Genomic DNA, 25,236 nt, shown 5'->3' on the forward strand with positions numbered 1-25,236 from the left:
ATCTATTTACGCCAACTCGGCTGTATGCAAAGCCACTTGAGCCATTGTCATGAACCATTCGAAGCAATAGGGTGAGGCTAACTTCCATGACCGGACACATCAAGGAGGGTCCCATGAGCATCAGCTTCAAGAAGGTTACGGTCCGCCCGAAGCCCGGCAAGTAGCAGCAGGTGCGGATGCGATCAGGATCCGCCTATTCCGCTTTTCCGGGGGTCCTGATCGCCTTCTCTTTGCACAGCACATCCTTCTTCGATCACGAACTCGTCCAGCGGCGGAGTCGGCGTTGACTGAGGTATCGACCGGGACGGTACTCGCCCTGCTGGGGGCTCCGCCCGCGTCTTCGCGAAATGCCGTCCTGCGCACGGCCCGCGGTGCCGGGCACAAGCTCGCCGCGACGCTGCTGAGCCTCTGGGCCGCGGCGGGTGAGGACCTCACCACCGACGAGAGCACCGAACTGACACAGTGCCGAGAGCGCATCGACCGCTACCGGCAGACCTGGGAACAGCTCCGGGATCGCGCGCCCGACGTCTTTCTGCTCAAGGGCATGACGATCGCCGCCCTGTATCCGCCGGACGTGCTCCGCTCGGCCGGCGACCTCGACGTCATCTGCCCGAGCCACGCCGATCTGTGGGCCTGCGCCCGCGATCTGACCGCGCACGGCTGGGAGTTGGAGGCCTTCACTCTCGGCCCCGCCCGGCCCGGCGACACCGTGCCCCACCATGTGGGCGCGGAGTTCCGCCTGCCCCCGTCGGAGCCCTCCCAGGAGCCGTACGCGATCGGCCTGTTCACCGCCGAGATCGTGACGGACGTCCGAGGACCGGCCTGGCAGCTCGCCCGTCCGCCGCGCTCCCCCCTGGCGGCGAGCACCGTCGCCCTGACGGCGGAGCGCTGGGAACGCCCCTTCCGCTCACGTGATCTGCTCGACCTGTCGCTGCTGCTGGAGCACCTGGACGAGGCGGGCGTACAACAGGTGCGTGACGACCTCGCGAGAACCGGTCTGTGGCCGGAGTGGCGGGAGGCGATGCGCGGGATCCGCCGGCTGGGCGGGCCTCCCCCGGTGCAACTGCCGCACACCCGGGCCGCGGTCGTACGGGAGAGGCTGGCGCGGCCGGTACGCGCGGCGCTGCGCTGGTGCCATCCGTTGCGCGCGCCGGCCTTCGTGGCGCAGTACGGGATCGAGGGCCACGGCGGCCGATGGTCCGAAGTCGCCTCGGACCTGGTGCACCGGTGGGCCGGCGCCCGACGGCTGCTCGGCGCGGGCGTGCCGCTGTTCGGCGTACCGCTGGACGACCAGCCGGCGGAGCGGCTGCGACTCGACGACGCGGGACACCATCTGGTCGCACGGACCCCGCTCGGTTCCTTCCTCCTGGTGTCCGGTGCCGCGCGGCAGGAGTGGCTCGACGAGGCGCGCGGTGCTGCCCCTTCCACGGTGGGAACAGGAGCGTGATGCACGACAGCGGCAACCCGCCGGGCGATCGGCAACCGGCCGTCGAAACCCACCAGTTGCGGCGGGAGTACCGCACCCGGCGCGGTCCGGCGGTCACCGCTCTCGACGACGTCTCGATCCAGGTGGAGCAGGGTGAGGTGCACGGGCTGCTCGGTCCGAACGGAGCGGGCAAGAGCACCCTGATGAAGATCCTCTCCACCGTGCTGCTGCCGACCTCGGGCAGCGCCCGCGTGCTCGGGCACGACCTGGTCGCCGACCACCGCCGGATCCGCCCGCTGCTCGGCATCGTCTTCGGCGGCGAACGCGGTCTCTATCCGCGCCTCTCGGCCCGGCAGAACCTCCGTTACTGGGCCGCCCTCTACGGCATGCCCGGCAAGAACGGACTGGCGCGGGCCGACGCGCTGCTCGACGAACTGGGCCTGGCCGAGCGGGCCGAGGACCGGGTGGAGACGTTCTCGGTCGGCATGCGCCAACGTCTGCACCTGGCCCGGGGAATGATCGGCGACCCCCGCGTCCTGCTGCTCGACGAGCCGACCAACGGCCTGGACCCGCTGGCCGCACGCCAGTTGCGTGAGCTGATCCAGCGCCTCGCGGGTGAGGGCCGTACCGTCCTCATCGCCACCCACGACCTGGCCGAGGCGGAGGTGCTCTGCGACCGCGTCACGATGATCAACCACGGCCGGGTCGTCGCGGCCGAGGCGCCCCGGACCCTGGCCCGCCTCGTGTCGCAGCAGGAACGCGTCCGGATCCGCGCCGACGCGGCGCTGCTCGACCTGGTGCGCGCAGTGCCCGGGGTCATCGACGTGGACCCGGCCGACGACGGCACGGCGGTCGTCTCGGTGGCGAGCCAGGAAGCCGTCGGCCGGGTCCTGGCCTTCGTGGTCGGACAGGGCGTCACCGAGGTCCGGACGGAGCTGCCCAGCCTGGAAGAGGTCTACCTGCGGCTCGTGCACCGCAACGAGAAGCGCAGCGTGGTGAACCGGTGAGCCTTCTGGTGGCGGCCGGCCGCTTCCAGGGCAGCCTGGTCCTGACGCATCGCGACTACCTCATCGACCTGGTCCGCACACCGCTGCTCGCCACGGTCTTCCTGTTGTTGATCCGGCACAACGACCGGCCGGACCTGATCGCCTACGGGCTGCTCGCGCCGGTGCTGATGGGCGTGTGGAGCATGGCCATGCTGATCTCCGGCGAGGTCGTCGACAACGACCGCTGGCTCGGCACCCTGGAGTTGCAGATCGCCGCCCCGGTCGACTTCGCCAGGGTGGTCCTCAGCCGGGTCTGGGTGACCACCGCGATCAGTCTGCTGACGGTCGTGGAGGTCGCCGCGGTGTCGGTCCTCGGCTTCGGCATCGTGCCCGAGGTGCACCATCCGCTCGTCTTCCTCGTCGGCCTGCTGGTCACGGCGGTCGCCACCGCGGGCGCCGCGTGTCTGATGGCGGCCCTGTTCGTGGCGACGCGGACGGCACGCACCTTCCAGAACTCGCTCAGCTACCCGGCCCTGTTGCTCGGCGGGGTGTTCACACCGCTCGACAGGCTCCCGGAGTGGACCCATCCCATCGGCCGGCTCATCTATCTGTCCTGGAGCTCCGACCTGCTGCGCGACGCCCTGGGTCCGGCACCGGTCACCGATGTGGTCTGGCGGATCGGTGCCGTCCTCGGTCTCGGGCTGCTGACCGGGGTGGGGGGATGGCTGCTGCTCGGCCGGATCGTACGGCTGGTGCGCGAGACCGGGACGGTGGGTCTGCGTTGAGCGGCCGGACACAGGTACTGCGCTGGGCGGCACGGGCCGGCGCCGCCGACTACGGGACCATGTTCACGTGGAAGACCTGGCTGCTCGGCTGGTTCGTGCGGATGCTCGCCCAGGTGCTGTTCTTCACCACCATCGGCGACCTGCTGGGTCCCGGGCAGGCGCGCTATCTGCTGATCGGCAACGCGGTGGCCCTGGTGGCGCTGCACGGCATGTTCGCGACCGCCTCGACCACCTGGGAACTGCAGAACGGCACCCTGGCCCTGCTGGTCGCCTCGCCCAGCAGCCCCACCCTGGTCCTGCTGGGGCGGAGCCTCTTCTGGCTTCCGGACGGCGTGGCATGCGGTCTGGGCGCCATCCTCATCCTCGCGCCCGTCGCGGATCTCCACCTGACCGTGACGTCGGTGGTGCTGCTGGCCCTGCTGCTGGTGCTGGTCGCGGTGACGAGCTACTGCCTCGGGCTGTTTCTGGGCTCCCTGGTGCTGACCGCGGCCGACCTGCGCAACGTGGTGTCCAACGCCGCGTTCACGGTGATGCTGATCGTCTGCGGTCCTGAGGTGCCGGCGAGCGCCGTCGGCCCGGTGCTCGGCCGGCTCGGTGACGTACTGCCGCTCACCCACGGGCTGTTGGCCGTCCGTGAGGTGCTGGCGGGCGACGCGGGGGCGGGCACCGCCGCCCTCGCCGGGTGGGAGACGTTGATCGGGGCGTGCTGGCTCGGCGCGGCCCTCGCGGTGCTGGGATGGCGGGAACGCAGGAGCCGGCGCGACGGGGCGGCCCTCTTCCTGAGCTGATCGCCCGTCACTACGCGCCGTGCTCCTCCAGCTCTTCGAGGACGGCCATCGCCGCGTTGTGCCCCGGCACCCCGCTGACGCCGCCGCCCCGGACCGCACCGGCCCCGCACAGCAGGACGTTGGCGTGCCGGGTCTCCACGCCCCAGCGTCCCGTGTCGTCCTGGGCGTAGGGAAACGCGAGGTCGCGGTGGAAGATGTTGCCGCCGGGCAGCCGCAGATCGCGTTCCAGGTCGAGCGGGGTCTTCGCCTCGATGCACGGACGGCCCTCGGCGTCGGTCGCCAGACAGTCCCCGAGCGGCTCGGCGAGATGCGCGTCCAGCTGCGCCAGGGTGGACTTCAGCAGCTCGTCGCGTACGGCGTCGTTGTCGCGGGCGAAGAGCCGGGCGGGCGTGTGGACACCGAACAGCGTCAGGGTCTGGTAGCCCTCGTCGACCAGGTCCGGGCCGAGGATGGTCGGGTCGGTGAGCGAGTGACAGTAGATCTCGGAGGGCGGCGCGGCGGGCAGGGAGCCGGCCGCGGCCTGCGCGTGGGCCTGGGCCAACTGCTCGTATCCCTCGGCGATGTGGAAGGTCCCGGAGAACGCCTCGCGCGGGTCCACGGAAGTGTCGCGCAGCCTCGGCAGCCGCTTGAGCAGCATGTTCACCTTGAGCTGGGCGCCCTCTGCGGGGGCCGGGGCCTCGTCGCCGACCAGCCTGGCGAGCTCCTGCGGCGAGGCGTTCACGAGGACGTGCCGGGCCGCGACGACGCCCTCGCCCTCCGCGCCACGGTAGGTCACCTCGGCGGCCCGGCCGTCCGTCTCGATGCGCACCACCTCCTGACCGGTGGCGAGCACGGCGCCGGCGTTGCGGGCCGCGGTGGCGATCGCGTCCGTGAGCGCCCCCATGCCGCCGACGGGGACGTCCCAGGCGCCGGTGCCGCCGCCGATGACGTGGTAGAGGAAGCAGCGGTTCTGCCGCAGCGAGGGATCGTGGGCGTCCGCGAAAGTGCCGATCAGGGCATCGGTGAGAACGATGCCGCGGACGAGGTCGTCGGCGAAGTACTCCTCGATGGCGGCGCCGACGGGCTCCTCGAAGAGCCGGCGCCAGGCCTCCTCGTCGTCCACCCGGCGGCGCAGCTCCGCACGGGTGGGCAGCGGTTCGGTGAGCGTCGGGAAGACCCGCTGGGCGACGCGGCCGGTCATGGCGTAGAAGCGCTGCCAGGACTCGTACTCGCGGTCGGAGCCGGTCAGCCGGGCGAACGCCTCGCGGGTGCGCCGCTCGCCGCCGCCCACCAGCAGTCCGGTGGACCTGCCGTCGCGCTCCACCGGTGTGTACGAGGAGACGGTGCGCCCGCGGACCCGGAAGTCGAGCCCGAGGTCCCGCACGATCTTCCGGGGCAGCAGGCTGACCAGGTACGAGTAGCGCGACAGCCGGGCGTCGACCCCCGCGAACGGCCGGGTGGACACGGCTGCGCCCCCCGTGGTCCCGAGGCGTTCCAGAACCAGCACGGAGCGCCCGGCCCGGGCCAGGTAGGCGGCGGCGACCAGTCCGTTGTGGCCGCCACCGACGATCACGGCGTCGTATCCCTCGTGTGCAGGCATGGTTCTTGGTAGCACGCGATGATCTACGTCGGCCAGAGGTGCGCGGCAGGCGGCGGGCGGCCGTACGAGGCTTTCCGGCCCGGGTGCGCCGGGTCTGGCGGACGCGCCGGGGGCCTCGCGGCGGGCGGGACCGGATGCCGGGGGTTTCGCACCGCGAGCGATCAGCGTCCGCCGGCCACCTGCTGCTGCCGCAACGCGGATCCGCAGGAAGCCGCGGACGCCCCGGACGCCCCGGACCCCGGGGCCTCGCGCCGCGGACGACCGGACGACCGGACGCCCAGGCCCTCGCGCCACGAGCAGCCGGGCCGGAAACATGCGCGCCGCAAGCAACCGTCCCGAAGGCCGGCGCACCGCAAGCAACCGGCCCGAAGGCCGGCGCACCACGAGCGGACCGGACCCGAGGCTGCGCACCGGAAGCGACCCGTGACCGCCGGACACCCGGCGATCAGCGTCCGCCGGCCACCCGCTGCTGCCGCAACGCCGCAACCCTGCGGTACAGCTCCACCGCCTCCTGGCCGCGGCCAAGCTGTTCCAGGCAGTGGGCCTCGTCGTTGCGGCTGGCGAGGGCGTCGGGGTGGTCGGCGCCGAGGACGTGCTCGCGGGCCGCGGCGACGCGCCGGTACTCGGTGAGGGCGTCGGCCCAGCGGCCCAGCCAGCCGAGACCCACGGCGACCTCGCGACGGCTCACCAGCGTGTCCGGGTGATCGGGACCGAGGACCCGTTCGCGGATCGCGCACACGTCACGGGACTCGGCGAGCGCCTCCTCCCAGTGGCTCATACGGCCCAGGTTCACGCCGAGGCCGTGCCGGGCGCGCAGCGTCTCGGGGTGGGACGGGCCGTGCACGCGGGTGCGGTCGTCGATCAGATCGCGGTAGAGCTCCAGTGCCTGCGCGCTGCGGCCGAGGCGGCCCAGGCTGATGCCGACCTCGTAACGGGCGGCGAGCGTGTCGGGGTGGTCGGGGCCCAGCGCCTGGGCGCGCGCCTGCGCCACCTCCCGGTACAGGTCCAGCGCCTCCGGCCAGCGCCCCAACTGGCCCAGTGCGTACGCCACTTCGTACCGTGTGACCAGGGTGTCGGGGTGGGCCGGACCGAGCACCCGGGCGCGCGCCGCGGCCACCTCGCACGCCATGCGGTACGAGTCCTCCAGGCGCCCGAGCCGGCTCAGGTTGAAGGCCAGGTTGTGCCGGCAGCGCAGCGTGTCCGGATGGTCCGGGCCCATCACCTGCTCCCGGGCCGCGAGTACGGACGAATACACCTGGTGCGCGTCGAAGTGGCGGCCCAACTGGCCGAGTACGAAGGCCATTTCCTGGCGGGCGGCCAGGGTGTCGGGGTGGTCGGCGCCGAGCACCCGCCCTCTGGCCTCGGCGACGTGCGCGTACTCGCGCAGCGCGTCGGCGGGTCGCCCGGTGCGGCTCAGCGTGAAGCCGACCTCGTACCGGCTGGCGAGGGTGTCGGGGTGGTCGGGCCCGAGGGCGTGCTCGCGCTCGGCGGCCACCGCGCGGTGCACCTCGCCCGCCTCCGTCCAGCGGCCGAGCCGTCCGAGGCTCAGTCCCGCGTTGTGCCGTCCGGTCAGGGTGGTGACCAACTCCGGTGACGCAATGGGCCGTTCAGTGGGCGGCTCCTGGACGCGGCCCGTTTCCGGACGGGCGATCCAGTCGCCGGTGAGCCCGGCCGCGGCGTCCGGCGGGGTGTCGCGCAGCCCCGCACCGGTCGCCTTGTGGCCCGTGGTCATCCCGTCCGTCCAGGACGGCAGCCGGGACTCGCGCGAGGACACCGGCCCCGGGCGGGCCCCGACCCCGGATGCCGGCGGGCGCTGCACGGACGCCGACACCACGGTAGGGGCATGGCCGGGCGCGGCGCGTCCGGCGCTGATCCGGCGGCCCACCTCCCGTGCGTCGTCCGGGCGTTGGCCGGGCTCCTTGGCGAGCAGGTCCAGGATGATCCGCTCGATGTACTCGGGCAGTTCCGAGCGGTGGTTGCGCGGCGGTTCGGGAGGCGTGTCGCGGTGGCCGACGAGGACCGCCCACGCGTCGTCGAGGTCGAACGGCGGTGCCCCGGTGGCGATCTCGTAGAGCACGCACCCGAACGAGTAGAGGTCGCTGCGCTGGTCGACAGGGTCGCCGCTGATCTGCTCGGGAGACATGTAGTGCGGGGTGCCCATCGCGATGCCGGTGCCGGTCAGACGTGCGCTGAAACCGATGTCGTGGCCGAGCCGGGCGATGCCGAAGTCGCAGATCTTCACCGTGCCGTCGGTGAGCCGCATGATGTTGGCGGGCTTCAAGTCCCGGTGCACGATGCCTTGTTGATGGGTGTAGGCGAGGGCCGCGGCCACCTGGTCGGCGATGTCGAGGACGTCGGCGACCGGCAGCGGCTGGTGTCTGTTCTCCTCCAGGAGCTGGCTGAGATTGCACCCTTCCAGCAGTTCCATGACGAGATACAGCACGCCGTCGGACTCGCCGAAGTCGTGGACAACCGTCACTCCCCGGTGCTGGAGAGCGGCGGCCACCCGGGCCTCGCGGCGAAACCGCTCCCGCAGGATCCGCGTGAAGGACTGATCGTGGTGCGGGCCGAGGGGCTTGAGGCACTTCACCGCGACGCGGCGGCCCAGCGATTCGTCGCGCGCACGCCACACCTCGCCCATCCCGCCCCGCCCGATCAGATCGAGCAGCCGGTACCGGCCCTGGATCAGCCTGGTGTCCGCCATCTCGTGCGATCGCCCCCGTCATGCTCGGCCCCGCGCCCTCCCCGGCCCGTCCAGTATGGCGAGCTATCTGCCGACTTTGTACGGTGCCGGGCGGGAGCCCGGGCCGAGACGTGACATGGCACGGAGAATGTGCTTCGGCGGCAGTAGCCAGCGCAGACGTGCGGGAACGCAGCGCAGCACGGTGCCCGTGGCACGCAGGCGCCGGGTCACGGTGGCAGGCGGTGGGGCGGGCCTGCCGTACAACCCGTGGGCGTACGGCGGCAGTGCGGCGTACGCCAGCTGCGCCACGCGCCGCCACAGCACCGCGCGCGCCGGGACGAGCAGGGGGTGCGTCGGCGGGCGGAGCAGGAAGTCGTCCACGTCCCGTGCCTCGGACCCCGCGGCCAGCTCGGGGCGGACCTTCTCGAAGTACGCGGCCAGTTCGGCCCGGTCCGCCGGTACGTCGGAAGGGTCGAGGCCCACCAGACGGGCGCCCGCGCGTTGCTCGCCGATGTAGTGGTCGGCCTGCGCGTCAGTGAGCCGGAAGCCCGAGCGGCGCAGGACGTGCAGATACGAGTCGATCTCGGCGCAGTGCACCCACAGCAGCAGCTCGGGCTCGTCGACGCCGTACCGCTCCCCCGTGTCCGGGTCCGTCGCCGACAGCCTCGTGTGGATCTTCCGCACCCGGGCGCCCGCCCGCTCGGCCGCCTCCGTGGTGCCGTACGTCGTCGTCCCCACGAAGTTCGCGGTGCGCATCAGACGTCCCCAGGCGTCGCGCCGGAAGTCGGAGTTCTGCATGACTCCACGCACCGCTCGCGGATGCAGTGCCTGCAGATACAGCGCGCGGACCCCGGCGATCCACATCATGGGGTCACCGTGCATCTGCCAGGTCACCGATACGGGCGTGAAGAACCCCGGATCGGCCGGCCAGGTGCGTTGCGTGTCCACCTCGCCAGTGTGACCACGTCGTACGCCCGCCTTCAAGGCGTGCACGGGACGCGTTCCCGCCGTGCGAAAAGGGTTTCTCGCGCCGGGCAGCGGACTTATAGCCTCGCCGCGTGAACCCAGCAGATCTCACCGCCCTCATCTCCGACAGCGTTCGTGACGCGGTCGCCTCCGGACGCATCGTCGCGGAGGTACCCGCCGGCATTCGTGTCGAGAGGCCCCGCGTGCGCAGCCACGGCGACTACGCGACCAATGTCGCGCTGGTCCTGGCCAGGTCCGCGGGCCTGCCGGCCCGCGAGGTCGCGGAGCTGCTGGTGCCGATGGTGCGTGCCGCCGCGGGGATCCGGAAGGTGGAGGTGGCGGGCCCGGGCTTTCTCAACATCACCCTCGACAGCGCCGCGAAGGGCAGGCTGGCGCGGGACATCGTCGTCGCCGACACCGCGTACGGCCGTACGCGGCAGTTCGACGGCCTCCGGCTCAACCTGGAGTTCGTCTCCGCCAATCCGACCGGGCCGGTGCACATCGGCGGTGCCCGGTGGGCGGTCGTGGGAGACGCGCTGGCCCGGCTCCTCGACGCCGCGGGCGCACAGGTGACGCGTGAGTACTACTTCAACGACGCCGGCGTACAGATCGACCGCTTCGCCCGGTCCCTGCTGGCTGCGGCGACGGACACCCCGGTGCCCGAGGACGGCTACAGCGGGGCGTACATCCAGGACATCACCGCGGCGGTCCTGAAGCGGCACCCGGAGGTACTGGAGCTGCCGGAATCCGACGCACTGGGCCTCCTCCGGACGGCGGGGACCGCCCTCATGTTCGACGAGATCAAGGGGGCGCTCGCCGAGTTCGGGACCCACTTCGACGTCTTCTTCAACGAGAAGGATCTCCACGACAACGGCGATCTGGACACGGCCGTCGCCCGGCTGCGGGAGGGCGGTCACGTCTTCGAGGCCGAGGGCGCGGTGTGGCTGCGCACCACGGACTTCGGTGACGACAAGGACCGGGTCCTGGTGAAGAGCGACGGCACCTGGACGTACTTCACCGCGGACTGCGCGTACTACCTCAACAAGAGGTCTCGCGGATTCGAGCGGGTCGTCATCATGCTGGGGGCCGACCACGCGGGCTATGTCGGACGGATGAAGGCCATGGCCGCCTGCTTCGGCGACGACCCGGACACCACCCTGGAGATCCTGATCGGCCAGTTGGTGAACCTGGTCAAGGACGGCAGGCCCGTGCGCATGAGCAAGCGGGCGGGCACGGTGGTCACGCTGGACGACCTCGTCGAGGCGGTCGGCGTCGACGCGGCGCGGTACGCGCTGGCACGGGCGAGCGTGGACTCGATGATCGACCTCGACATCGACCTGCTGACCAAGCAGTCGAACGAGAATCCCGTCTTCTATGTCCAGTACGCGCACGCCCGGCTCTGCGCGGTCCAGCGGAAGGCCGAGGCGACGGGGGCGAGCCGGGGCGGCCCGGAGGACTTCGAGCCGTCGCTGCTGGAGCACGAGCGGGAGGCCGATCTCCTCAGCACGCTGGGCGAGTTCCCGGAGGTCGTCGCCACCGCCGCCGCACTGCGCGAGCCGCACCGGGTGGCGCACTACCTGGAGCAACTGGCGGGCACCTACCACCGGTTCTACGACAGCTGCCGTGTCCTGCCCCGCGACGGTGAGGGTCCCGACGACCTGACCCGGGCCCGGTTGTGGCTGACGGACGCCAGCCGGGTGGTCCTGCGCAACGGCTTGCGGCTGCTGGGAGTTGGGGCACCCGAGCGGATGTGACGGACCGGGCGGGCCATGAACAGCAGGCGCTTGATGGCGACTTGAGCGGACGCCCCTTCTCAGGGGCGTCCTGCCCGAGTCTCTAGTGGGCCGTCCGTGACCGATGCTCGGCCAGCACGTCGAGCCCGAAGTCCGCGGTCGGGTCCCGCCATACGGAGTGCGCATGATTGGCGTTCCGCTGGGTGTTGTCGTACTCGATCAGCACCTGGGGGCCCTGCACCCGGTAGTAGTGCGGCCTGCCGGCGTCCGTCCCGCCCGCCCAGCCGAAGTGCACCTCGTCGAGCACCGATTCGGCCGCGTAGTGCACGTCGTACGCGTCGGCGAGGCCCTGCGGAGCCCGACCGGTGTACAGAGCGAGGAGCTGTCGCAGCAGCGCGCGCTGGCCGACATCCATGTCCCGGCCGCCGAGGCCCTTCGGCGGGACGGAGATCGACACCGCGGCATGATCCCCTGGGGTGTACGCGCTTCCGTCCTCCGCGCGCCGGTCGATGTCGTCGACTAGTTCTTCCAGCGCCGGGTCGGCGAACCGTCCGCGCCACAGGTCCTGCATGTGCATCATGGCGTCGCCGTGGGAGACGGTCGGCCTGTTGCCCGACACGATGTCGGACACGGCCCTTTCATGAAGCAGCGCTCGCTGCTGCTGCCCCGGGCCGAGCGATGAGACGAGTTGCCGGGCGACCTGCTCCAGTCCGTGCAGGGGGCGCAGTGATCCGCCCAGGAGAACGGTCTCCGCCGGGTCGGCGCCTACGAAGCAGGGCGTCGTCGAGACGACTCTGCCGGCGACGACCAGGTTGTTCAGGGAGATGTGGTGCCCTCCGAACCGCCAAGCCCAGACCGGATCCCCGGGCCGGCCGAAGAGCCTGAGCCAGTACAGCCCCGGATCGCGGCCGCGCTCCCGGCCCCAGTGCACCCGCCAGCCTTCGACCTGGTCGAGGATGTTCTCGAGGCCCATCACCGTCGCGACCGTGGCGAAGCCGGCCTCGGACAGGCCGGATGCCACCACCTGCATGGCGAGGCTTTGCTGCTGGGGCGTCTGCTCCCGGATGGCCAGCCCGCCGTGATCGGTCGGTGTGTAGAACCATTTCAGGCGCTCGGCCTCCGCTGCGGGCAGCAGTGGGGAGCCGAACTGTGCGGCGGCTGTCTGCTGTGGCGTCAGCGAGTCCAGCCACGCCGTCGCCGCGGCGGCCATGGCGGCGGCCACCACTTGGCGCTCCGGGGCCGCGGCGCCGGGCACCAGTCGCGATCGGCTCTCAGCCGGCACCGGACTGCTCCGCGTCCTCGGACACGTCCAGCATCACCTTGATGGCATTGCCTCTGCGCTCCGCGTACGTGTCGAAGGCCTCACCGACGTCCTCAAGACCGAAATGGTGAGTCACCAGTTCGGCGGTGCGCAGCCGTCCGCGGCCCGCCAGTGAAACCGCTCTGGCCACCGAGCCGGCCCCTTCGCCGCGGACGGTCCCGATCGAAATGCCGTTCATCACCGCGTGGTTGAGGTCGGCTTCGACCGGCCGGTCGAAGAACCCGACGAGCACGACCTTTCCGGAGCGCTTGGCCATGCGCAGCGCGTCGTCCACAGCGCTCGGGGCCCCGGAGCATTCGAGGACGATGTCGGCGCCCTGCCCGCCTGTTGCCCGACGGACAGCCGCGACAGCGTCCTCCTCACGGGAGTTGGCCGTCAGGTCGGCGCCGAACTTCCTGCCGATCTCCAGCCGGCCCTCCCGGGTCCCGGTCAGGGCTACCAGCTCGGCTCCGAGTTCGCGGGCGACCTGCACCGCAAGCAGCCCGATGGGACCCGGCCCGATCACTGCGACGCTCGCGCCGACGATCAGCGACCCGAGCACATCGAGAGCGTGCATGACGGTGCCGACCGTGGTGAGTACGACCGCGGCGTCGAAGCCGACGGAGTCCGGCAGCCGGTACAGCGTGGCCACATGGTTGAGCGCATACTCGGCGAAGCCTCCGTCGACCGTCATCCCCTGCACCCGATGGCCCTTGCGCCGGTCGCCGTAGTTGAGGCAGTCCGTGTACGCCCCGGCCAGGCAGTTGGCACATCGCATGCAGCCCCGGTGGGCCTCCGTGACCACTCGGTCGCCGACCCGGAACTCGTCGACGGCACTCCCGACGGCCGCCACCACACCCGCGTACTCGTGGCCGGGCACGAACTGCCGGGAGGCGGGCCCGCCGTCGCCGAAGAACCGGTGGCTGCGGATCTTGAGGTCGGTTCCGCACAGCGATGCCCTGCGGACGTGGACGAGTACGTCCTCCGGCCCGACCCGGGGCACAAGCAGCCTCCTGGTGGTGATGACCCCCGGCTCGCCCAGAACCGCGGCCAGCATGGTTTCCGGCAAGGACATACCGTGGCTCCCTTCGTGCCCGGCGGGCATCACCCCGAGTCTTGGCATCAAGGGCACGCGCGTCCAAGTGGATTCACTGTCGGCTCGCATAGGGGCGGCCTATGCGAGCCATGGCGAGTCGTCACGAGTCGTATAGGCGGTCCCTATCGGTGGTGCGGAACATCCTTATTGGTCACCGGATGGGCAATGTGCCACTGTCACCGGAGAGTTACCGGCCGAACGGCCGGGGACCGGTTCACTGTTTGAGGAGCAGGGCTGTGGATCTAGGGATTGCCGGCAGGACCGCACTGGTGCTGGGCGGTGGGGGCGGCATCGGCGGGGCGATTGCTCAGGTCCTCGCCGAAGAAGGCGCCAGGGTGGCGGTCGCGGACATCAATCCCGAAGCGGCCAAGGAGCGCGCCGAAGCCATCGTCAAGGCGGGCGGGCAGGCCGTGCCACTGGAATGGGACATCAGTGAATTCGGCGCAATCGAGAGCAACTTGAGGGTGATCGAGGAATCCCTCGGCCCCGTGGACATACTCGTCAACAATACGGGCGGGCCTCCCCCTTCACCCGTTCTCGGCCAGGATCTCCGTACCTGGCTCAGCCACTTCCAGTCCATGACCCTCTCCGTCATCGCCATCACCGACAGTGTCGTACCCGGTATGCGCAGGCGGGGCTGGGGGCGCGTCATCACCAGCACCAGCTCCGGAGTCATCGCCCCCATCCCCAACCTGGGCCTGTCGAACGCCCTGCGCGCCAGTCTCCTCGGCTGGTCCAAGACGCTGGCCCGTGAGGTCGCGGCGGACGGCGTGACGTGCAATGTCGTCGCGCCGGGCAGAATCGGGACGCAGCGGACCGAGTTTCTCGACCGGGCCAAAGCCGAGCGTGAGGGAAAGACCGTCGAGCAGGTCTCGGCGGAGAGCGTCGCGACGATTCCGGCGGGCCGCTACGGCGATCCGCGTGAGTACGCCTCCATGGTCGCCTTTCTGGCGAGTGCCCCGGCCGCGTACATCACCGGATCGGTGGTGCGGGTCGATGGTGGCCTCATCGCCGGCCTTTGATCCTCCGTACGCCGCTATCAGGGAGCGCAGACCATGGTGTTGCTGACCCGCGAGACAAAAGGCGTTTTCGCCATCGCGCCGACCCCTTTCGACAGTGACGGCAGTGTCGACTTCACTTCGCTGGGCAGACTGGTGGACTTCTATGAGTCGACCGGTGTCACCGGACTGACGCTGCTCGGTCAAATGGGCGAGGCGCCCAAACTGACCCATGGCGAAGCAGTGCGGATAGTGGATTACGTGCTCAAAAGAACCGGACTTCCGGTCGTTGTCGGGGTGTCGGCACCCGGATTCGCGGCCATGGGCGCCCTCGCCTCGGACGTCATGGCGGCCGGTGCGGCCGGCGTCATGATCGCCCCGCCCCACACGCTCCGAACCGATGATCAAATCGTGGCGTACTACCAGGGGGCCGCCGAGGAGATCGGCACGGAAGTTCCTCTTGTCATCCAGGACTATCCGCTGTCCTTCTCCGTCGTCATGAGCCCGTCGGTCATCGCACGTATCGCCCGGGACACACCGGGGTGCGTGATGCTCAAGCACGAGGACTGGCCCGGCCTGGAGAAGATCAGTACGCTCCGACGCCTCGAAACGGCGGGCGACATGCCGCGCCTCTCGATCCTGTGCGGCAACGGCGGACTGTTCCTGGACTTCGAGACCGAGCGCGGCGCGGACGGTGCCATGACCGGCTACTGCTTCCCGGAAATGCTCGTGGAAGTGGTCCGGCGCACGGCGGCAGGAGACCGTGCTGCCGCACACGACCTCTTCGACGCGCACCTGCCGCTGCTGCGCTACGAGCAGCAGGCGGGCATCGGCCTGGCGGTGCGCAAGTACGTCATGAAACGGCGCGGCCTGCTCGCGTCCGACCGCCAACGCAGCCCGGCGGGCGTCCTGTCTGCTGCGGCGCGAGCCGAGGTGGACTACCTGCTGTCCCGTCTGACGCGCGGCGATGCCGGCATTTCCTTGACGGCGTAGATGGCAGTCAGTGGCCGCGGCCTGGTCCGGTAGCTTGATCGGATGCAGCTACGCCAGCTGGAATACTTCCTCGCCATCTGGGAGAGCGGGTCGTTCAGCGCAGCCGCCACCAGGCTCTATCTCACCCAGCCGTCGCTGTCGCAGCAGATCCGCATTCTGGAGAAGGAGCTGGGCGCCGAGCTGCTCGAACGAGGGCGCCATGGCGTGACGCTGACTCCCGCGGGCAGGGCCTTCCTGCCCCGGGCACAGCGCGTGGTGCAGGCCGCTCAGGATGCCAAGGACTCGGTGCGCCAGGTGGTCGAAGGCCGCGAGGGCGACGTCCATGTGCTCACGGTGCGGTCGGTGGCCTCGGGCGTGCTGCCCCCGTCGGCGGCACGGTGGCACTCCCTGTTCCCGACGACGGTCCTGCGCCTGCACGACTTCTCGCACCGCCGTGATCTCGAAGAGGCCGTACGCGGTGGGCAGGGTGACATCGCCGTCGGGCCGCGGCCGTCGGCCTGGGAAGGGCCGGCCGTCTCGCTCGGGCACGAGGAGATGGTGGTGGTCGGACCGAACGCGTACGAAGTGGGCACGGCCGCGGACCCCTCGGAACTCGCGTCGGCCGACTGGGTGCTCTACGAGCCCGAGCAGGGCATGAGCGAGGTCGTCGACTGGATCGCCGGCCGCCTGGGCTTCGTGCCTCGCGCGGTGGCTCGCACCGGGCAGGTTTCCGCGGCTCTGCAATTCGCCATCGAGGGCATCGGCATGGCCGTGGCTCCGAAGAACGCGGTACCCGATGCCTGGTCGAAGCATGCGCGGAGGATCGGGTCCGGTGTCTTCCGCGAACTCGTCGCCTTCAGCCGGCAGCACCCGTCCCAACTGGCGGAGCAGTACCGGGACATGCTCACCTCGACAGACCTTCCACTGACCGCCGGGGCGGACCTGCCGCCGGACGCGCTCTGCTGCTGAGAAGCGTGTTCCGTCCGGCTGCCGACGGGGCGCGCTCTGCTGCTGAGAAGCGTGTGGGTCCGCACTGCCGACGGGGCGCCCGCCCCACGCAGCGACCGGGAGAGCGGCATTCCGCTCCCCCGGCCAGGACGGCTCCGGTACTTCTCGGTCAGGACGGGACCGGCGGGTTGATCTCGGTGTATCCGACGCCGCTCACGGCCGAGCCGCTGACGGTACCGCGGACACTCACCGAGCCTTCCCAGTAGACGCGGCCCACGCTGGAGAGATCGAGCTCCTGGTCGACCAGGTTCGGTGTGACGGTCAACTGGCCGCCGGGCACGTTGACCTTCCACCCCGAGCCGTAGGTGACGCCTGTCTTCGGGCTGGTCCATGAGCCCGTGGCCGTCTCGCTCAACAGCGAGGGACTCAGCTGGGTGGTCCGGCCGAACCGGTCGACAAGGGTTCCGAGCGTCTCGACGATCGCCCCGTTCCGGTCGCGGACGAAGTACAGCATGTACTGCTTCCCGTTGGTGAGCTGGACGCTGAACCAGTCCCACCCCGCACCGGTGGAGAAGTCGAACGCACCCCACTGGTGGTCCGCCCACGACACCCCGGTGACCTTCACCGGAACCCCGTGGTCGATGACCGTCCCGCTGGCGCCCAGGGACGTCCACGAGTAGTACTTCGACGTGCCCAGAGGCCCGTACGGGATGGTGCCGTGGTCGCCGTGCAACGCGGCCGGCTTCGTGGACTGGAGCTGAAGATCCAGCTGGTACTCCGGAAGTGCCGCACGCAGCTTCGCCCTGCCCGATCCGCCGCTCATCGTCCAGTCGCCGGTGTGCAGCGCGTACTCGTTGGGCGTCTCAGGAACCGGATACGAGTCCAGTGCGGCGTCGTACTGGAAGGTGCCCCTGGTGAGGTCCGTGACGGCGAAGTGCCCGACGTACAGGGGCTCGGGTGCTTGGTCGAGAAGTTGGAAGGTCACCTGCTCGAATCCGTAGCAGTGCGGGTGGCCCGCCGCGTCCACGCCCGAGAGATGTCCGACGAAGTACCACCATTCGTCCGGGTCCTGGTGCGGAGCCTCGTCCTGAGGAATCCGCACTCCGTCTCTCAGGGCCTGCCCCGCCGCGGACGAGGCCGCCGAGGCGCTGGGGGCGGGTGCGCCGGCGCAGGCGTCGGCTGCTGCCGCGGTGCCTTCCGTATGAGCCGCAGCGGCACCGACCGGCCCTCCGGTGCCCAGCAGGAGCAGCGCGGCGACGGCGGGGATCAAAAGACATGGTCGGGCGAGACGAGCACGTAACCCCATGACGGTCACTCTCCGATCTCGGATACGCAGCTCCCATAGCGGGAACAGCGTTGCCACGACAGTATTAGCGTGCCCACGACAGGGTCAAGACCTCGGAACCAACGGTCGAATGACGGCAGTTGAAACCCGGGGGCAATGAGGCCGCTCCCTCCGGCGTCCCCGGGCTGGGTACATTGTTCCGGTGACAGGAACGCATGCGGATGGGACGGCCGACGACGAGCAGGGCCTGCCGGCGCCGGGTTCGCCGGCGTGGTGGGCCGCCCGACAGGGCAGGGAGGAGCCGGTCAGGCGACCTCCCCTCACGCTGGCCGGGATCGTCGCCGGCGCGCTCGATTTGATCGACCGCGACGGCCTGGCCGCACTGAGCATGCGGAATCTGGCCGCCGAGCTGCAGACGGGCACCACGACGCTCTACCGGCACGTCGCCGGCAAGGACGAAGTGCTGGTGCTGGTCGCTGACGCGGTCCTCGGTGAGGCGCAGCTCAACCGGTCGGTACAGGGCCTCGGTTGGCGTGAGGTCGTCGAGGAGCTGGCACGGTCCATGCGCACCGTGCTGAGCGCCCACCCGAACGTCGCCGCCCTGTTCGCCACAGCCGTCCCGGTCGGCCCCAATTCGCTGCGCAGCAGGGAGCTGGCCCTCGGCATGCTGCGCGAGCGCGGCTTCGAACCGACCCTGGCGGCCGACGTCTACACCGCGCTGGCCCACCAGGTGTTCGCCTCGGTCATGCAGGAATCGACGAACGACTTCCGCACGGGAGGCCTGGGCGCGTCGAGGGAACTCTCGCTGAGCGATTTCTATCGTTCCCTGCCTGCCGAGCAGTTCCCGCAACTGGTGGAGCTGGCCGATGCGCTCACATCCCGGACGGCCGCGGAGGAGTTCGAATTCTGGCTGGAATGCCTGCTCGACGGGGTGGAGCTGAGGCTGCGGCGGGACACTGACGGGCGGACCCGTTCGTCCACCAGGCGTCAGGGGACGCCAGGGTGAAAGCCCCCGACTTCGGGACTGGGCCACCGTACAAGGAGTGAGCGACGGACACCCCCCTGGCTGCTCCCACCCCCGTAGTCACCGCCGGCCCCGCTGCCCAACGCCGGCTACTCCGCCGCCGCGTAGAGCCCGTCGATCTCGTCCGCGTATCTGGTGGTGATCGAGCGGCGCTTGAGCTTCAGGGTGGGGGTCAGTACGTCACTGCCCGGTTCCCAGATATGGGGCAGGATGGTCCACGAGCGGACGTGCTCGACACGGGAGAGACGGGCGTTGGCGGCGTCGACTCCCGCCTGCACGGCGGCTTTCACGGCCGGGGACACCACCAGGGCGGCAAGAGAGGTGTCGGTGAGGCCGTGCTGAGCGGCGAAGGCCTCGGCGGCTTCCATGTCGAGTGTGAACAGCGCGCCGACATGGGGACGGCGGTCACCGATCGCGACGGCGGTGGCGATGAGGGGGCAGGCGGTCTGCAGCGCGTTCTCGATGTTGGCGGGCGACATGTTCTTGCCCGAGGCGTTGATGATCAGCTCCTTCTTGCGGTCGACGATGGTCACATAGCCGTCGGCGTCGATGTGGCCCACGTCCCCGGTGTGGATCCAGCCGTCGCCGTCGATCGTGTCGCCGGTCCTGACGGGATCGCCGCGGTACCCCTTCATGACCGCGGCGCTGCGCACCAGGAGTTCGCCGTCGTCGGCCACCCGGATTTCGGTGCCCGGCACAGGGGTTCCGACGGTGCCCAGGCGCGGTCTGTCCGCGACGTTGAGTGTCGTGACACCCGTCGTCTCGGACATGCCCCACGCTTCGGTCATCGGCAGACCGAGGGCGAGCAGGAAGAGCATCGCGTCCTGGTCCAGCGGAGCGGCACCGGTGACGGTGGCGCGGGCCTGATCCAGGCCGAGCTGCCGGCGGATCCTGGCCAGCACGAGCCGGTCCGCGACCCGTTCGAGGAACCGGGCCAGCGGCGGGCGCCCCCCTCCCTGGGCACGGGCCCGCGCCCTGGCCGTACCGGTCCGCACCGCCCAGCGGGCCAGTGCGCCCTTGAGCCCCGACTGCTGCTCCAGACCGGCTTGGATCGACCCCATGATGCGGTACCAGAGCATCGGTACGCCCACGAAGTCGGTCGGACGCACCTGCACGAGAACCTCGAGCAGGCGCTTGGGCTGACGAAGAGTGATCGTGCTGGAGTGGAACGCCATGGGTGAGTAGTGGGCCGTGAACCGGTTGACGATGTGCGCGTCCGGCAGATAGGAGACGACACGGCCGCCGGATGTGTCGCCGAGGACCCGGGGCACCTGCTCCAGCACATAGGTGAGATTGGCGTGGGTGAGTTCAACACCCTTGGGCGGACCGGTCGTTCCCGATGTGTAGATCAGGGTGAGCACATCGTCGGGCGCCACACGGTTCCAGGCGGCCCGGAAGTCGAAGTCCTCGCTGCCCGAGCCCTCCAGGTCGGCCAGCGACAGGACCGTGTCCTCGTCGCTGTCCGCGTCGACGCAGACGATCGTACCGACGGCCGAACCCTTGGCGGCCGTGCGCAGAGTCGTCAGAAACTGCTCCTCGCACACGACGAGGTTGCTTCCGGCATTGGCGAAGAGGTACGAGATCTGCTCCGCGCTGCTGGTGTTGTAGATCGAGTACGGGATGGCGCCCAGATGCATGACCGCGGCGTCGACGACATGGAACTCGGGCCGGTTGGTCAGCATCAAGCCGACCGTGTGGCCGCGCTCCACACCACGGGCGGCCAGACCACGCGCCACGCTTTCGACGCGTTCCCCGTACTCACGCCAGGTGAGCGTCGTGCTGTTGTCGGAGTCCCGCAGCGCGACCTCGTCCCCGTGCCGGGAGATGGTCTGCTGCATGAGCGTGCACAGCGTTACGTTCTCCATGCTGTTGCTCCGTCGCGTCATGGGGTCAGGGGCGGCCGAGTCCCGCGAAGAAGTCGGCCATCTCGGCGGCTGTCTTCTCCGGGTATTCGAAGGGCACCATGTGCCCGCAGTCGGCGAACACCTGGCACAGCTGTGGGTTCAACAGGTCCTTTACTTGCGGCAGTTTGCTGGTCGGGGTGACCTGGTCCTGCTCGCCCCACAGCAGCAGGGTGGGTACGCCGAGCTGCCCCGCCTGCCGGTAGGCGTCCTGCTGCCGGTGGAAGTCGTAGTCGCGCAACGTGCCGAGGAGGGCGTACATCGAGCCCTCGCAGCGGTAGGTGTCACAGACCATGTCGGTGAGGGCCCGGACCTGCTCGGGTGTGCGGACGTTGTGGGACAGGTGCGCGCGCAGCAGGAGTTGGCCCAGGTGCTTGCCGAGAAACGGCCCGATGCGGGGTGTCGTGGCCAGCCGTACGGGCGGTGCGTCCCCCTCGGTGAATCCCGCCGGGCCCAACAGGGTCAGGGACTTCGTCTGTTCGTGACTGCGCTGCAGCAGCCCCAGTGCGTTCAGCGCCCCCATGGAGGAGCCGACGGTGTGCCAGGTCCGCGGTACGTCGAGGGCTTCGACCAGGTCGTGTGCCTGGCGCACGAACAGTTCGCGGTCGTACGGTCCTGCGACGCGGTCCGAGTAGCCGCGTCCGTACGCACTGTAGGTCAGGGTGCGCAGCCCACGCCGGTGCAGATGCTCCACGACGCCGTCCCAGTAGAACAGCGGGACGGTAAGTCCCCCCAGCAGGAAGACCAGTTCGCCGTCCTCGGGCCCGGTGAGTTCGTAGTGCGTGGTGCCGGCGGACAGCTCGATGAAGCTGCCCCGGAGCCGGCTGCGGGTGTCGGGGTTCAAGGGAAGGTTCTCGCCCCGGGCGCGGTAGTACGTGGGCATGGCGGAGACTCATTTCTGAGAGTCGTCGGGGCTCATTCCTGGGGGGCTGCGGCGGGAAGCCCCAGATGCGCGCGGATGGCTTCGGCGACCTCGGCCGGAGCCTCCTCGGGCATGAGGTGGCCGATGCCGGCGAGGACCACTTCGTAGCTGCCGGGGATGTCCCGCCGGAAGTGCTGCCCGTCGATCAGATCGCCGCGCAGGACGAGCGTGGGGGCGGTGATCCCGGCGATCCGGGCGGAGCGGTCGGGCTGGTCGGTGTTGGCGAAGTCGATGAAGGCGGACCGGTTGCCCGGCCGGTTCATCATGGCGGTGACCCGGTCGACCAGGGCCTGGTCGACCTGCATACGGGGACCGACCGAGCCCCGCAGATTCTGTTCGGCCGCACCGCTGGGCGCCCAACGGCGAAGCAGCGGGCGGAGCACGGGATTCCGGGCCATCCGCAGCGCCTGGGGCAGGGACTTCTCGGGGTATCCGGTGGCGTTCATCAGGATCAGCCGCTGAACCCGCTGCGGGTGCTCGACCGCGAGGTTCCACGCGATGTTGCCGCCCAGCGAGTTGCCTGCCACGTTCACCTTGTCGAGCCCCAGTCCGGCGAGGAACTCGTCCACGAAGGACACGTAGGCCTCGATGCGGTAGTCACGATCGGGGCGGGGGCCGGTCAGGCCGAAGCCCGGCAGATCGAGCCTGATGACCTCGCAGTCGGTCTTGAGGTCCTCGGCCACGGGGTCGAAGGCGTGCAGCGAGGATCCGCTGCCGTGCAGCAGCAGAAGCGGTGCGCCGCTGCCTTCTCGCTTGAAGTGCACCCGCACCCCGTTGACCCAGGTGAAACGGGATTCCTCGTCGGCGTAGGCATCGGTATGAGGTTCAGAAATGGTCATGTGTGGGCTCCGTCGAACATGCGCATCACCGAGGTGCGCTCGACTCGGTCAGGGAGGTGGCGCAGCACCGCGTCCCGTGCGGTGCTGAGCGGCCCTGAGGGCACGGAGGCGATCTGGTTCATCCGGACCGCCTGACGCTGGATCCACTGGACCCGTGCGCGTCGTTCCTTCTCGAACTCCCGGAACGCGGCGGCAACGGATGCCGCCCCGTCCAGGCGACGTGCCAGAGCCGCGGCATCCTCGATGGCCTGGCCGGCTCCCTGCCCGAGGTTGGGCAGCATGGGGTGGGCGGCGTCTCCCAGAAGGGTCACGGCGCCGGAGCCACCGCGCCACGGCCGGTGCCGCAGCTCGACCTCGACGGTGTCCCGGGGCTCCGTGGCGGCCAGCAACTCCCTTACCGGGGCAGGGAATTTGCGGTAGAGCCGCTGATAGAAGGTGAGACGGTCGCCCGGGTCCTGCAGGGTACGAGGCGGCGTGGGGATCAGGGCGAACCAGGAGCTGCGTCCCTCCGGCAACGGAATGATCCCGAACTGCAGGCGGTAGCCCCACCATTCGCGTACCTCGTCGGCCGGCTCCGTCTCCGCCTTGGTGACCCCGCGCAGACAGTTCGTCCCGGAGTGGACGGCCGGCCGGTCGCCGTGCAGCCGCGCCCGTATCAGCGAGTCGATGCCGTCCGCACCCACCAGCCCCCGCCCCTCCAGCCGCCGGCCCGAGCGCAGGTACACCGCCACTCCCCCGGCGTCCGTCTCGAACCCGATCACGGGATCACCCGTCACCAGGCATCCGTCATCGAGCCGCGAGAGCAGGACCTCGTGCACATCGGCTCGGTGGATGCCCAGCGCGGAAGCTCCGACGGTGCCGTCGACGTCCTCGGCCTTCACCTCGGTGAGGACCTTGCCGTCGACCGACATGATCGAGGTGTGGGCGATGCGCCGGCCCCGTTCGGAGATCAGGCGACCGAGGTTCAGCTCGCTGAGCACCTGCATGGTGTTGTTCTGCAGGAGGATGCTCGTGTTGAGGGCCACCGGCCGGGGCGCGGCCTCGATGAGCGTGCAGGGGATTCCGCGTCGTTGCAGTGCGACGGCGGCGGTCAGGCCGCCGACGCCCGCTCCCGCGATCAATATGTGCTCAGGTGATGTCGACAACGACCTTCCCCTTAGAACGGCCGCGCTCGACGTACTCATGAGCCGCGGCGATGTCGGCCAGCGGATAGGTCTGGTCGATGACGGCCCGCACCTTGCCCTCGGCGGCCAGCCGGGCGAGCAGCTCCAGTGCGGCCCGGTCGGGGCCGAAGAGGGTCCAGCCGTAGCGTCTGCGCCGCAGTGCCTGACGGAGCCGTCGGCCGATGAGCGTCGCGGCGGCCTGGACGCCACCGACGAGCAGGCCCTTCTCGTCGACGAGCGGCATCAAGGGGTGCACGATCGTGGCGTAGCCGGCTCCCGGGCCGCGGCGCAGGATGGAGAGCATCTTCCGCTCCTCGGCCTGGTCGGCCAGGCAGATGGCGAAGTCGAAGTCGCGCAGCTCGTCCGCGAAGTCCTGCGTCCGGTAGTTGATCACCTCGTCGGCACCGAGGCCCTTGCACAGGTCGATGCCCGCGGGCCCGGCCGTGGTGGCGACGTACGCGCCGAGTGCCTTGCAGATCTGCACGGTGACCACGCCCGTACCGCCGGAGCCGCCCTGCAGGAAGACGCGTTTGCCGGCAGCCTCGTCGGCCCGCAGCCCCGCGGCCTTCAACGCGGCCCACGCCGAGAGGAAGGCATAGGGGAGCGCGGCCGCCTCGCGGTAGGAGAGCCCCGCGGGCTTGGCCACGAGGTCGTCGGCGTTGACGACGCAGTATTCGGCGGTCGTCCCCTGGGGTGAGGGACGCTGAGCGCCGAAAACGGCATCTCCGACCTTCAGCGTGGTGACCTCCGGGCCGGTGGCCACGACGTCCCCGGCGACGTCATTGCCGAGCGTGAGGGGGAACCCGCTGAGGCCGCGGAGCTTCATGAGCTTCTGGCCGTAGCCGCCCCGCCTGCGGCAGTCGATCGGATTGACCGAGGTCGCATGCTGCCTGACCAGGACTTCCCCCTTGCCAGGGGTGGGAACCGGCGCGTCGTGTGCCACCTCGAAGACGTCCCGGGCCGCGCCGAACCGGCTGATCCGTGCAGCCTGCATGTGACTCGGGGTCGTGGGTGTGGTGCTGGAGGTCATAACGGATACGCTAGCACCGAAAAGCTTTTTATGGCTACATGGACTCCGTAATTCTGGCGTCCGGGGAGGTGGAGATTCATGGCTGCGGAAACGACTGCTGCCCCGGGGAGTCCTGCCTGGTGGGCGAGTCGTCCGCCGGCTCCCACGCCCCGGCGCGGACGGCCGCCGGTGGACGTGGGCAAGATCATCGACATGGCGCTGAAGCTCATCGACGAGGTGGGTGTCCAGGCCCTGACCCTGCGGATGCTGGCCGACGCCCTGGGTTCCGGTACGGCGACGCTCTACCGGCACTTCGCCGGCAAGGACGAGCTCCTGGCCCATGTGGTGGACCGGATCATCGGCGAGGTGCAGCCGGCCCCGCAGGACATGCGGGACCTGTCGTGGCGAGAGGCCGCCGCGGTGGGGGCCGAGACGTTCTACGACACGTTGTGCAGGCATCCCAACGCCCTTCCTCTGCTGGTGTCTCAGGTTCCGGTCGGTCCGAACGGACTGGTGAACCGGGAGCGGGTCATCGGACTCCTCCTCGGCTTCGGCTTCCCGGTCGATCTGGCGGCCCGGGCCTTCACCGCGATCGGCCACTACGTGGTCGGATTCGCCATCCAGCAACACGGCCCGGGAGCGGCCCGCCCCGAGGACCAGACCCAGCTGCTCGACTACTACCGGTCCCTCGACCCGGCCGCGTACCCGGCCACGGCGGCCGCCGCCGCGGACCTGACCGGTGTCCCGCTGCGCGAGGAGTTCCGGTTCGGGCTCGGCCTCCTGCTCGACGGCCTGGAACGCGCCCGGGAGGCACGCGGCGACTGACGGCCGAG

The 25,236-nt window shown here is 70.2% G+C and carries 21 protein-coding genes; 10 read left to right on the top strand and 11 right to left on the bottom strand.

The annotated features are described in order from the left end of the window. The first annotated feature begins 283 nt into the window (after positions 1-283). From ACFWM2_RS08645 to ACFWM2_RS08660, 4 genes are read left to right on the top strand one after another with little or no spacing between them, the layout of a single operon-like run. The gene (locus ACFWM2_RS08645) at positions 284-1,447 is read left to right on the top strand and encodes a nucleotidyltransferase family protein (RefSeq protein WP_383274840.1); all 1,164 of its coding nucleotides are present in this window, start codon (positions 284-286) and stop codon (positions 1,445-1,447) included. Beyond that, a complete protein-coding gene (locus ACFWM2_RS08650) occupies positions 1,447-2,433 on the top strand; it encodes an ATP-binding cassette domain-containing protein (protein ID WP_383276458.1) in 987 nt (328 codons plus the stop codon). Before ACFWM2_RS08645 ends, ACFWM2_RS08650 begins: the two co-directional genes overlap by 1 nt. Continuing rightward, on the top strand, positions 2,430-3,197 hold the full coding sequence (locus tag ACFWM2_RS08655; RefSeq protein ID WP_383274843.1) for an ABC transporter permease: 768 nt from the start codon (positions 2,430-2,432) through the stop codon (positions 3,195-3,197). Before ACFWM2_RS08650 ends, ACFWM2_RS08655 begins: the two co-directional genes overlap by 4 nt. Next, on the top strand, positions 3,194-3,985 hold the full coding sequence (locus ACFWM2_RS08660; RefSeq protein ID WP_383274846.1) for an ABC transporter permease: 792 nt from the start codon (positions 3,194-3,196) through the stop codon (positions 3,983-3,985). Before ACFWM2_RS08655 ends, ACFWM2_RS08660 begins: the two co-directional genes overlap by 4 nt. A gap of 10 nt (positions 3,986-3,995) precedes the next feature. Here the strand turns inward: ACFWM2_RS08660 and ACFWM2_RS08665 are convergent, their stop codons facing one another. The 3 genes from ACFWM2_RS08665 to ACFWM2_RS08675 all read right to left on the bottom strand — a co-directional run bounded on the left by ACFWM2_RS08665 (position 3,996) and on the right by ACFWM2_RS08675 (position 9,129). Beyond that, positions 3,996-5,564 (bottom strand): phytoene desaturase family protein, encoded by a 1,569-nt coding sequence (locus ACFWM2_RS08665; RefSeq protein WP_383274849.1) that lies wholly within the window; start codon positions 5,562-5,564, stop codon positions 3,996-3,998. A 445-nt stretch (positions 5,565-6,009) separates the two neighbouring features. After that, complete coding sequence (locus ACFWM2_RS08670) at positions 6,010-8,268, bottom strand: tetratricopeptide repeat protein (protein ID WP_383274851.1); 2,259 nt, start codon at positions 8,266-8,268, stop codon at positions 6,010-6,012. A gap of 63 nt (positions 8,269-8,331) precedes the next feature. After that, complete coding sequence (locus tag ACFWM2_RS08675) at positions 8,332-9,129, bottom strand: oxygenase MpaB family protein (RefSeq protein ID WP_383276461.1); 798 nt, start codon at positions 9,127-9,129, stop codon at positions 8,332-8,334. A gap of 176 nt (positions 9,130-9,305) precedes the next feature. On the opposite strand from ACFWM2_RS08675, the gene argS reads away from it, so the two are divergent. After that, positions 9,306-10,967: an arginine--tRNA ligase gene (gene argS / locus ACFWM2_RS08680; RefSeq protein ID WP_383274854.1), complete on the top strand. Its 1,662-nt coding sequence runs from the start codon at positions 9,306-9,308 to the stop codon at positions 10,965-10,967. A gap of 82 nt (positions 10,968-11,049) precedes the next feature. Here argS and ACFWM2_RS08685 read toward each other — a convergent pair whose 3' ends face one another. Together ACFWM2_RS08685 and ACFWM2_RS08690 are read right to left on the bottom strand one after the other, a co-directional pair. Further along, complete coding sequence (locus ACFWM2_RS08685) at positions 11,050-12,228, bottom strand: DUF3500 domain-containing protein (protein WP_383274857.1); 1,179 nt, start codon at positions 12,226-12,228, stop codon at positions 11,050-11,052. Further along, positions 12,218-13,321, bottom strand: coding sequence for a zinc-binding dehydrogenase (locus tag ACFWM2_RS08690; protein ID WP_383274860.1), 1,104 nt, complete (start codon positions 13,319-13,321; stop codon positions 12,218-12,220). Before ACFWM2_RS08690 ends, ACFWM2_RS08685 begins: the two co-directional genes overlap by 11 nt. Positions 13,322-13,578: 257 nt before the next feature. Here ACFWM2_RS08690 and ACFWM2_RS08695 point away from each other — a divergent pair, with 257 nt between their 5' ends. Genes ACFWM2_RS08695 through ACFWM2_RS08705 form a run of 3 tightly spaced genes read left to right on the top strand, consistent with a single transcriptional unit; the run spans position 13,579 to position 16,281 of the window. Then, the gene (locus tag ACFWM2_RS08695) at positions 13,579-14,364 is read left to right on the top strand and encodes an SDR family oxidoreductase (protein ID WP_383274863.1); all 786 of its coding nucleotides are present in this window, start codon (positions 13,579-13,581) and stop codon (positions 14,362-14,364) included. 33 nt (positions 14,365-14,397) lie between these two features. After that, positions 14,398-15,333 (top strand): dihydrodipicolinate synthase family protein, encoded by a 936-nt coding sequence (locus ACFWM2_RS08700; RefSeq protein ID WP_383274866.1) that lies wholly within the window; start codon positions 14,398-14,400, stop codon positions 15,331-15,333. A gap of 42 nt (positions 15,334-15,375) precedes the next feature. Further along, entirely contained in the window at positions 15,376-16,281 is a 906-nt protein-coding gene (locus ACFWM2_RS08705; RefSeq protein WP_383274869.1) for a LysR family transcriptional regulator, read from the top strand. A gap of 148 nt (positions 16,282-16,429) precedes the next feature. On the opposite strand, the gene ACFWM2_RS08710 is transcribed toward ACFWM2_RS08705, so the two are convergent. Continuing rightward, complete coding sequence (locus ACFWM2_RS08710) at positions 16,430-17,566, bottom strand: lipocalin family protein (RefSeq protein WP_383274872.1); 1,137 nt, start codon at positions 17,564-17,566, stop codon at positions 16,430-16,432. Positions 17,567-17,747: 181 nt separating this feature from the next. Between ACFWM2_RS08710 and ACFWM2_RS08715 the strand changes: the two genes are divergently transcribed. After that, on the top strand, positions 17,748-18,551 hold the full coding sequence (locus ACFWM2_RS08715) for a TetR/AcrR family transcriptional regulator (protein ID WP_383274875.1): 804 nt from the start codon (positions 17,748-17,750) through the stop codon (positions 18,549-18,551). 107 nt (positions 18,552-18,658) lie between these two features. Here the strand turns inward: ACFWM2_RS08715 and ACFWM2_RS08720 are convergent, their stop codons facing one another. Genes ACFWM2_RS08720 through ACFWM2_RS08740 form a run of 5 tightly spaced genes read right to left on the bottom strand, consistent with a single transcriptional unit; the run spans position 18,659 to position 24,424 of the window. Further along, positions 18,659-20,434, bottom strand: a complete 1,776-nt coding sequence (locus tag ACFWM2_RS08720) for an AMP-dependent synthetase/ligase (protein WP_383274878.1) — start codon at positions 20,432-20,434, stop codon at positions 18,659-18,661. A 25-nt stretch (positions 20,435-20,459) separates the two neighbouring features. Continuing rightward, positions 20,460-21,353, bottom strand: a complete 894-nt coding sequence (locus ACFWM2_RS08725) for an alpha/beta fold hydrolase (protein ID WP_383274881.1) — start codon at positions 21,351-21,353, stop codon at positions 20,460-20,462. A gap of 32 nt (positions 21,354-21,385) precedes the next feature. Further along, the gene (locus tag ACFWM2_RS08730) at positions 21,386-22,231 is read right to left on the bottom strand and encodes an alpha/beta fold hydrolase (RefSeq protein ID WP_383274884.1); all 846 of its coding nucleotides are present in this window, start codon (positions 22,229-22,231) and stop codon (positions 21,386-21,388) included. Further along, positions 22,228-23,376, bottom strand: coding sequence for an FAD-dependent monooxygenase (locus ACFWM2_RS08735; protein WP_383274887.1), 1,149 nt, complete (start codon positions 23,374-23,376; stop codon positions 22,228-22,230). Before ACFWM2_RS08735 ends, ACFWM2_RS08730 begins: the two co-directional genes overlap by 4 nt. Further along, complete coding sequence (locus ACFWM2_RS08740; RefSeq protein WP_383274890.1) at positions 23,360-24,424, bottom strand: zinc-binding dehydrogenase; 1,065 nt, start codon at positions 24,422-24,424, stop codon at positions 23,360-23,362. The genes ACFWM2_RS08735 and ACFWM2_RS08740 overlap by 17 nt, the downstream gene beginning before the upstream one ends. 168 nt (positions 24,425-24,592) lie before the next feature. Here ACFWM2_RS08740 and ACFWM2_RS08745 point away from each other — a divergent pair, with 168 nt between their 5' ends. Further along, entirely contained in the window at positions 24,593-25,228 is a 636-nt protein-coding gene (locus ACFWM2_RS08745; protein WP_383274893.1) for a TetR/AcrR family transcriptional regulator, read from the top strand. The last annotated feature ends 8 nt before the right edge of the window (positions 25,229-25,236 follow it).

The sequence above is a fragment of the Streptomyces sp. NPDC058371 genome, assembly GCF_042723265.1.
Classification (GTDB): Bacteria; Actinomycetota; Actinomycetes; order Streptomycetales; family Streptomycetaceae; genus Streptomyces.

Excerpts from the sequence above, each read along its gene's own strand:
- ACFWM2_RS08650 (WP_383276458.1), top strand. The coding sequence starts at position 1,447 with ATGCACGACAGCGGCAACCCGCCGGGCGATCGGCAACCGGCCGTCGAA.
- ACFWM2_RS08665 (WP_383274849.1), bottom strand. The coding sequence starts at position 5,564 with ATGCCTGCACACGAGGGATACGACGCCGTGATCGTCGGTGGCGGCCAC.
- ACFWM2_RS08670 (WP_383274851.1), bottom strand. The coding sequence starts at position 8,268 with ATGGCGGACACCAGGCTGATCCAGGGCCGGTACCGGCTGCTCGATCTG.
- ACFWM2_RS08675 (WP_383276461.1), bottom strand. The coding sequence starts at position 9,129 with ATGCACGGTGACCCCATGATGTGGATCGCCGGGGTCCGCGCGCTGTAT.
- ACFWM2_RS08690 (WP_383274860.1), bottom strand. The coding sequence starts at position 13,321 with ATGTCCTTGCCGGAAACCATGCTGGCCGCGGTTCTGGGCGAGCCGGGG.
- ACFWM2_RS08700 (WP_383274866.1), top strand. The coding sequence starts at position 14,398 with ATGGTGTTGCTGACCCGCGAGACAAAAGGCGTTTTCGCCATCGCGCCG.
- ACFWM2_RS08705 (WP_383274869.1), top strand. The coding sequence starts at position 15,376 with ATGCAGCTACGCCAGCTGGAATACTTCCTCGCCATCTGGGAGAGCGGG.
- ACFWM2_RS08710 (WP_383274872.1), bottom strand. The coding sequence starts at position 17,566 with ATGGGGTTACGTGCTCGTCTCGCCCGACCATGTCTTTTGATCCCCGCC.
- ACFWM2_RS08720 (WP_383274878.1), bottom strand. The coding sequence starts at position 20,434 with ATGGAGAACGTAACGCTGTGCACGCTCATGCAGCAGACCATCTCCCGG.
- ACFWM2_RS08725 (WP_383274881.1), bottom strand. The coding sequence starts at position 21,353 with ATGCCCACGTACTACCGCGCCCGGGGCGAGAACCTTCCCTTGAACCCC.
- ACFWM2_RS08730 (WP_383274884.1), bottom strand. The coding sequence starts at position 22,231 with ATGACCATTTCTGAACCTCATACCGATGCCTACGCCGACGAGGAATCC.
- ACFWM2_RS08740 (WP_383274890.1), bottom strand. The coding sequence starts at position 24,424 with ATGACCTCCAGCACCACACCCACGACCCCGAGTCACATGCAGGCTGCA.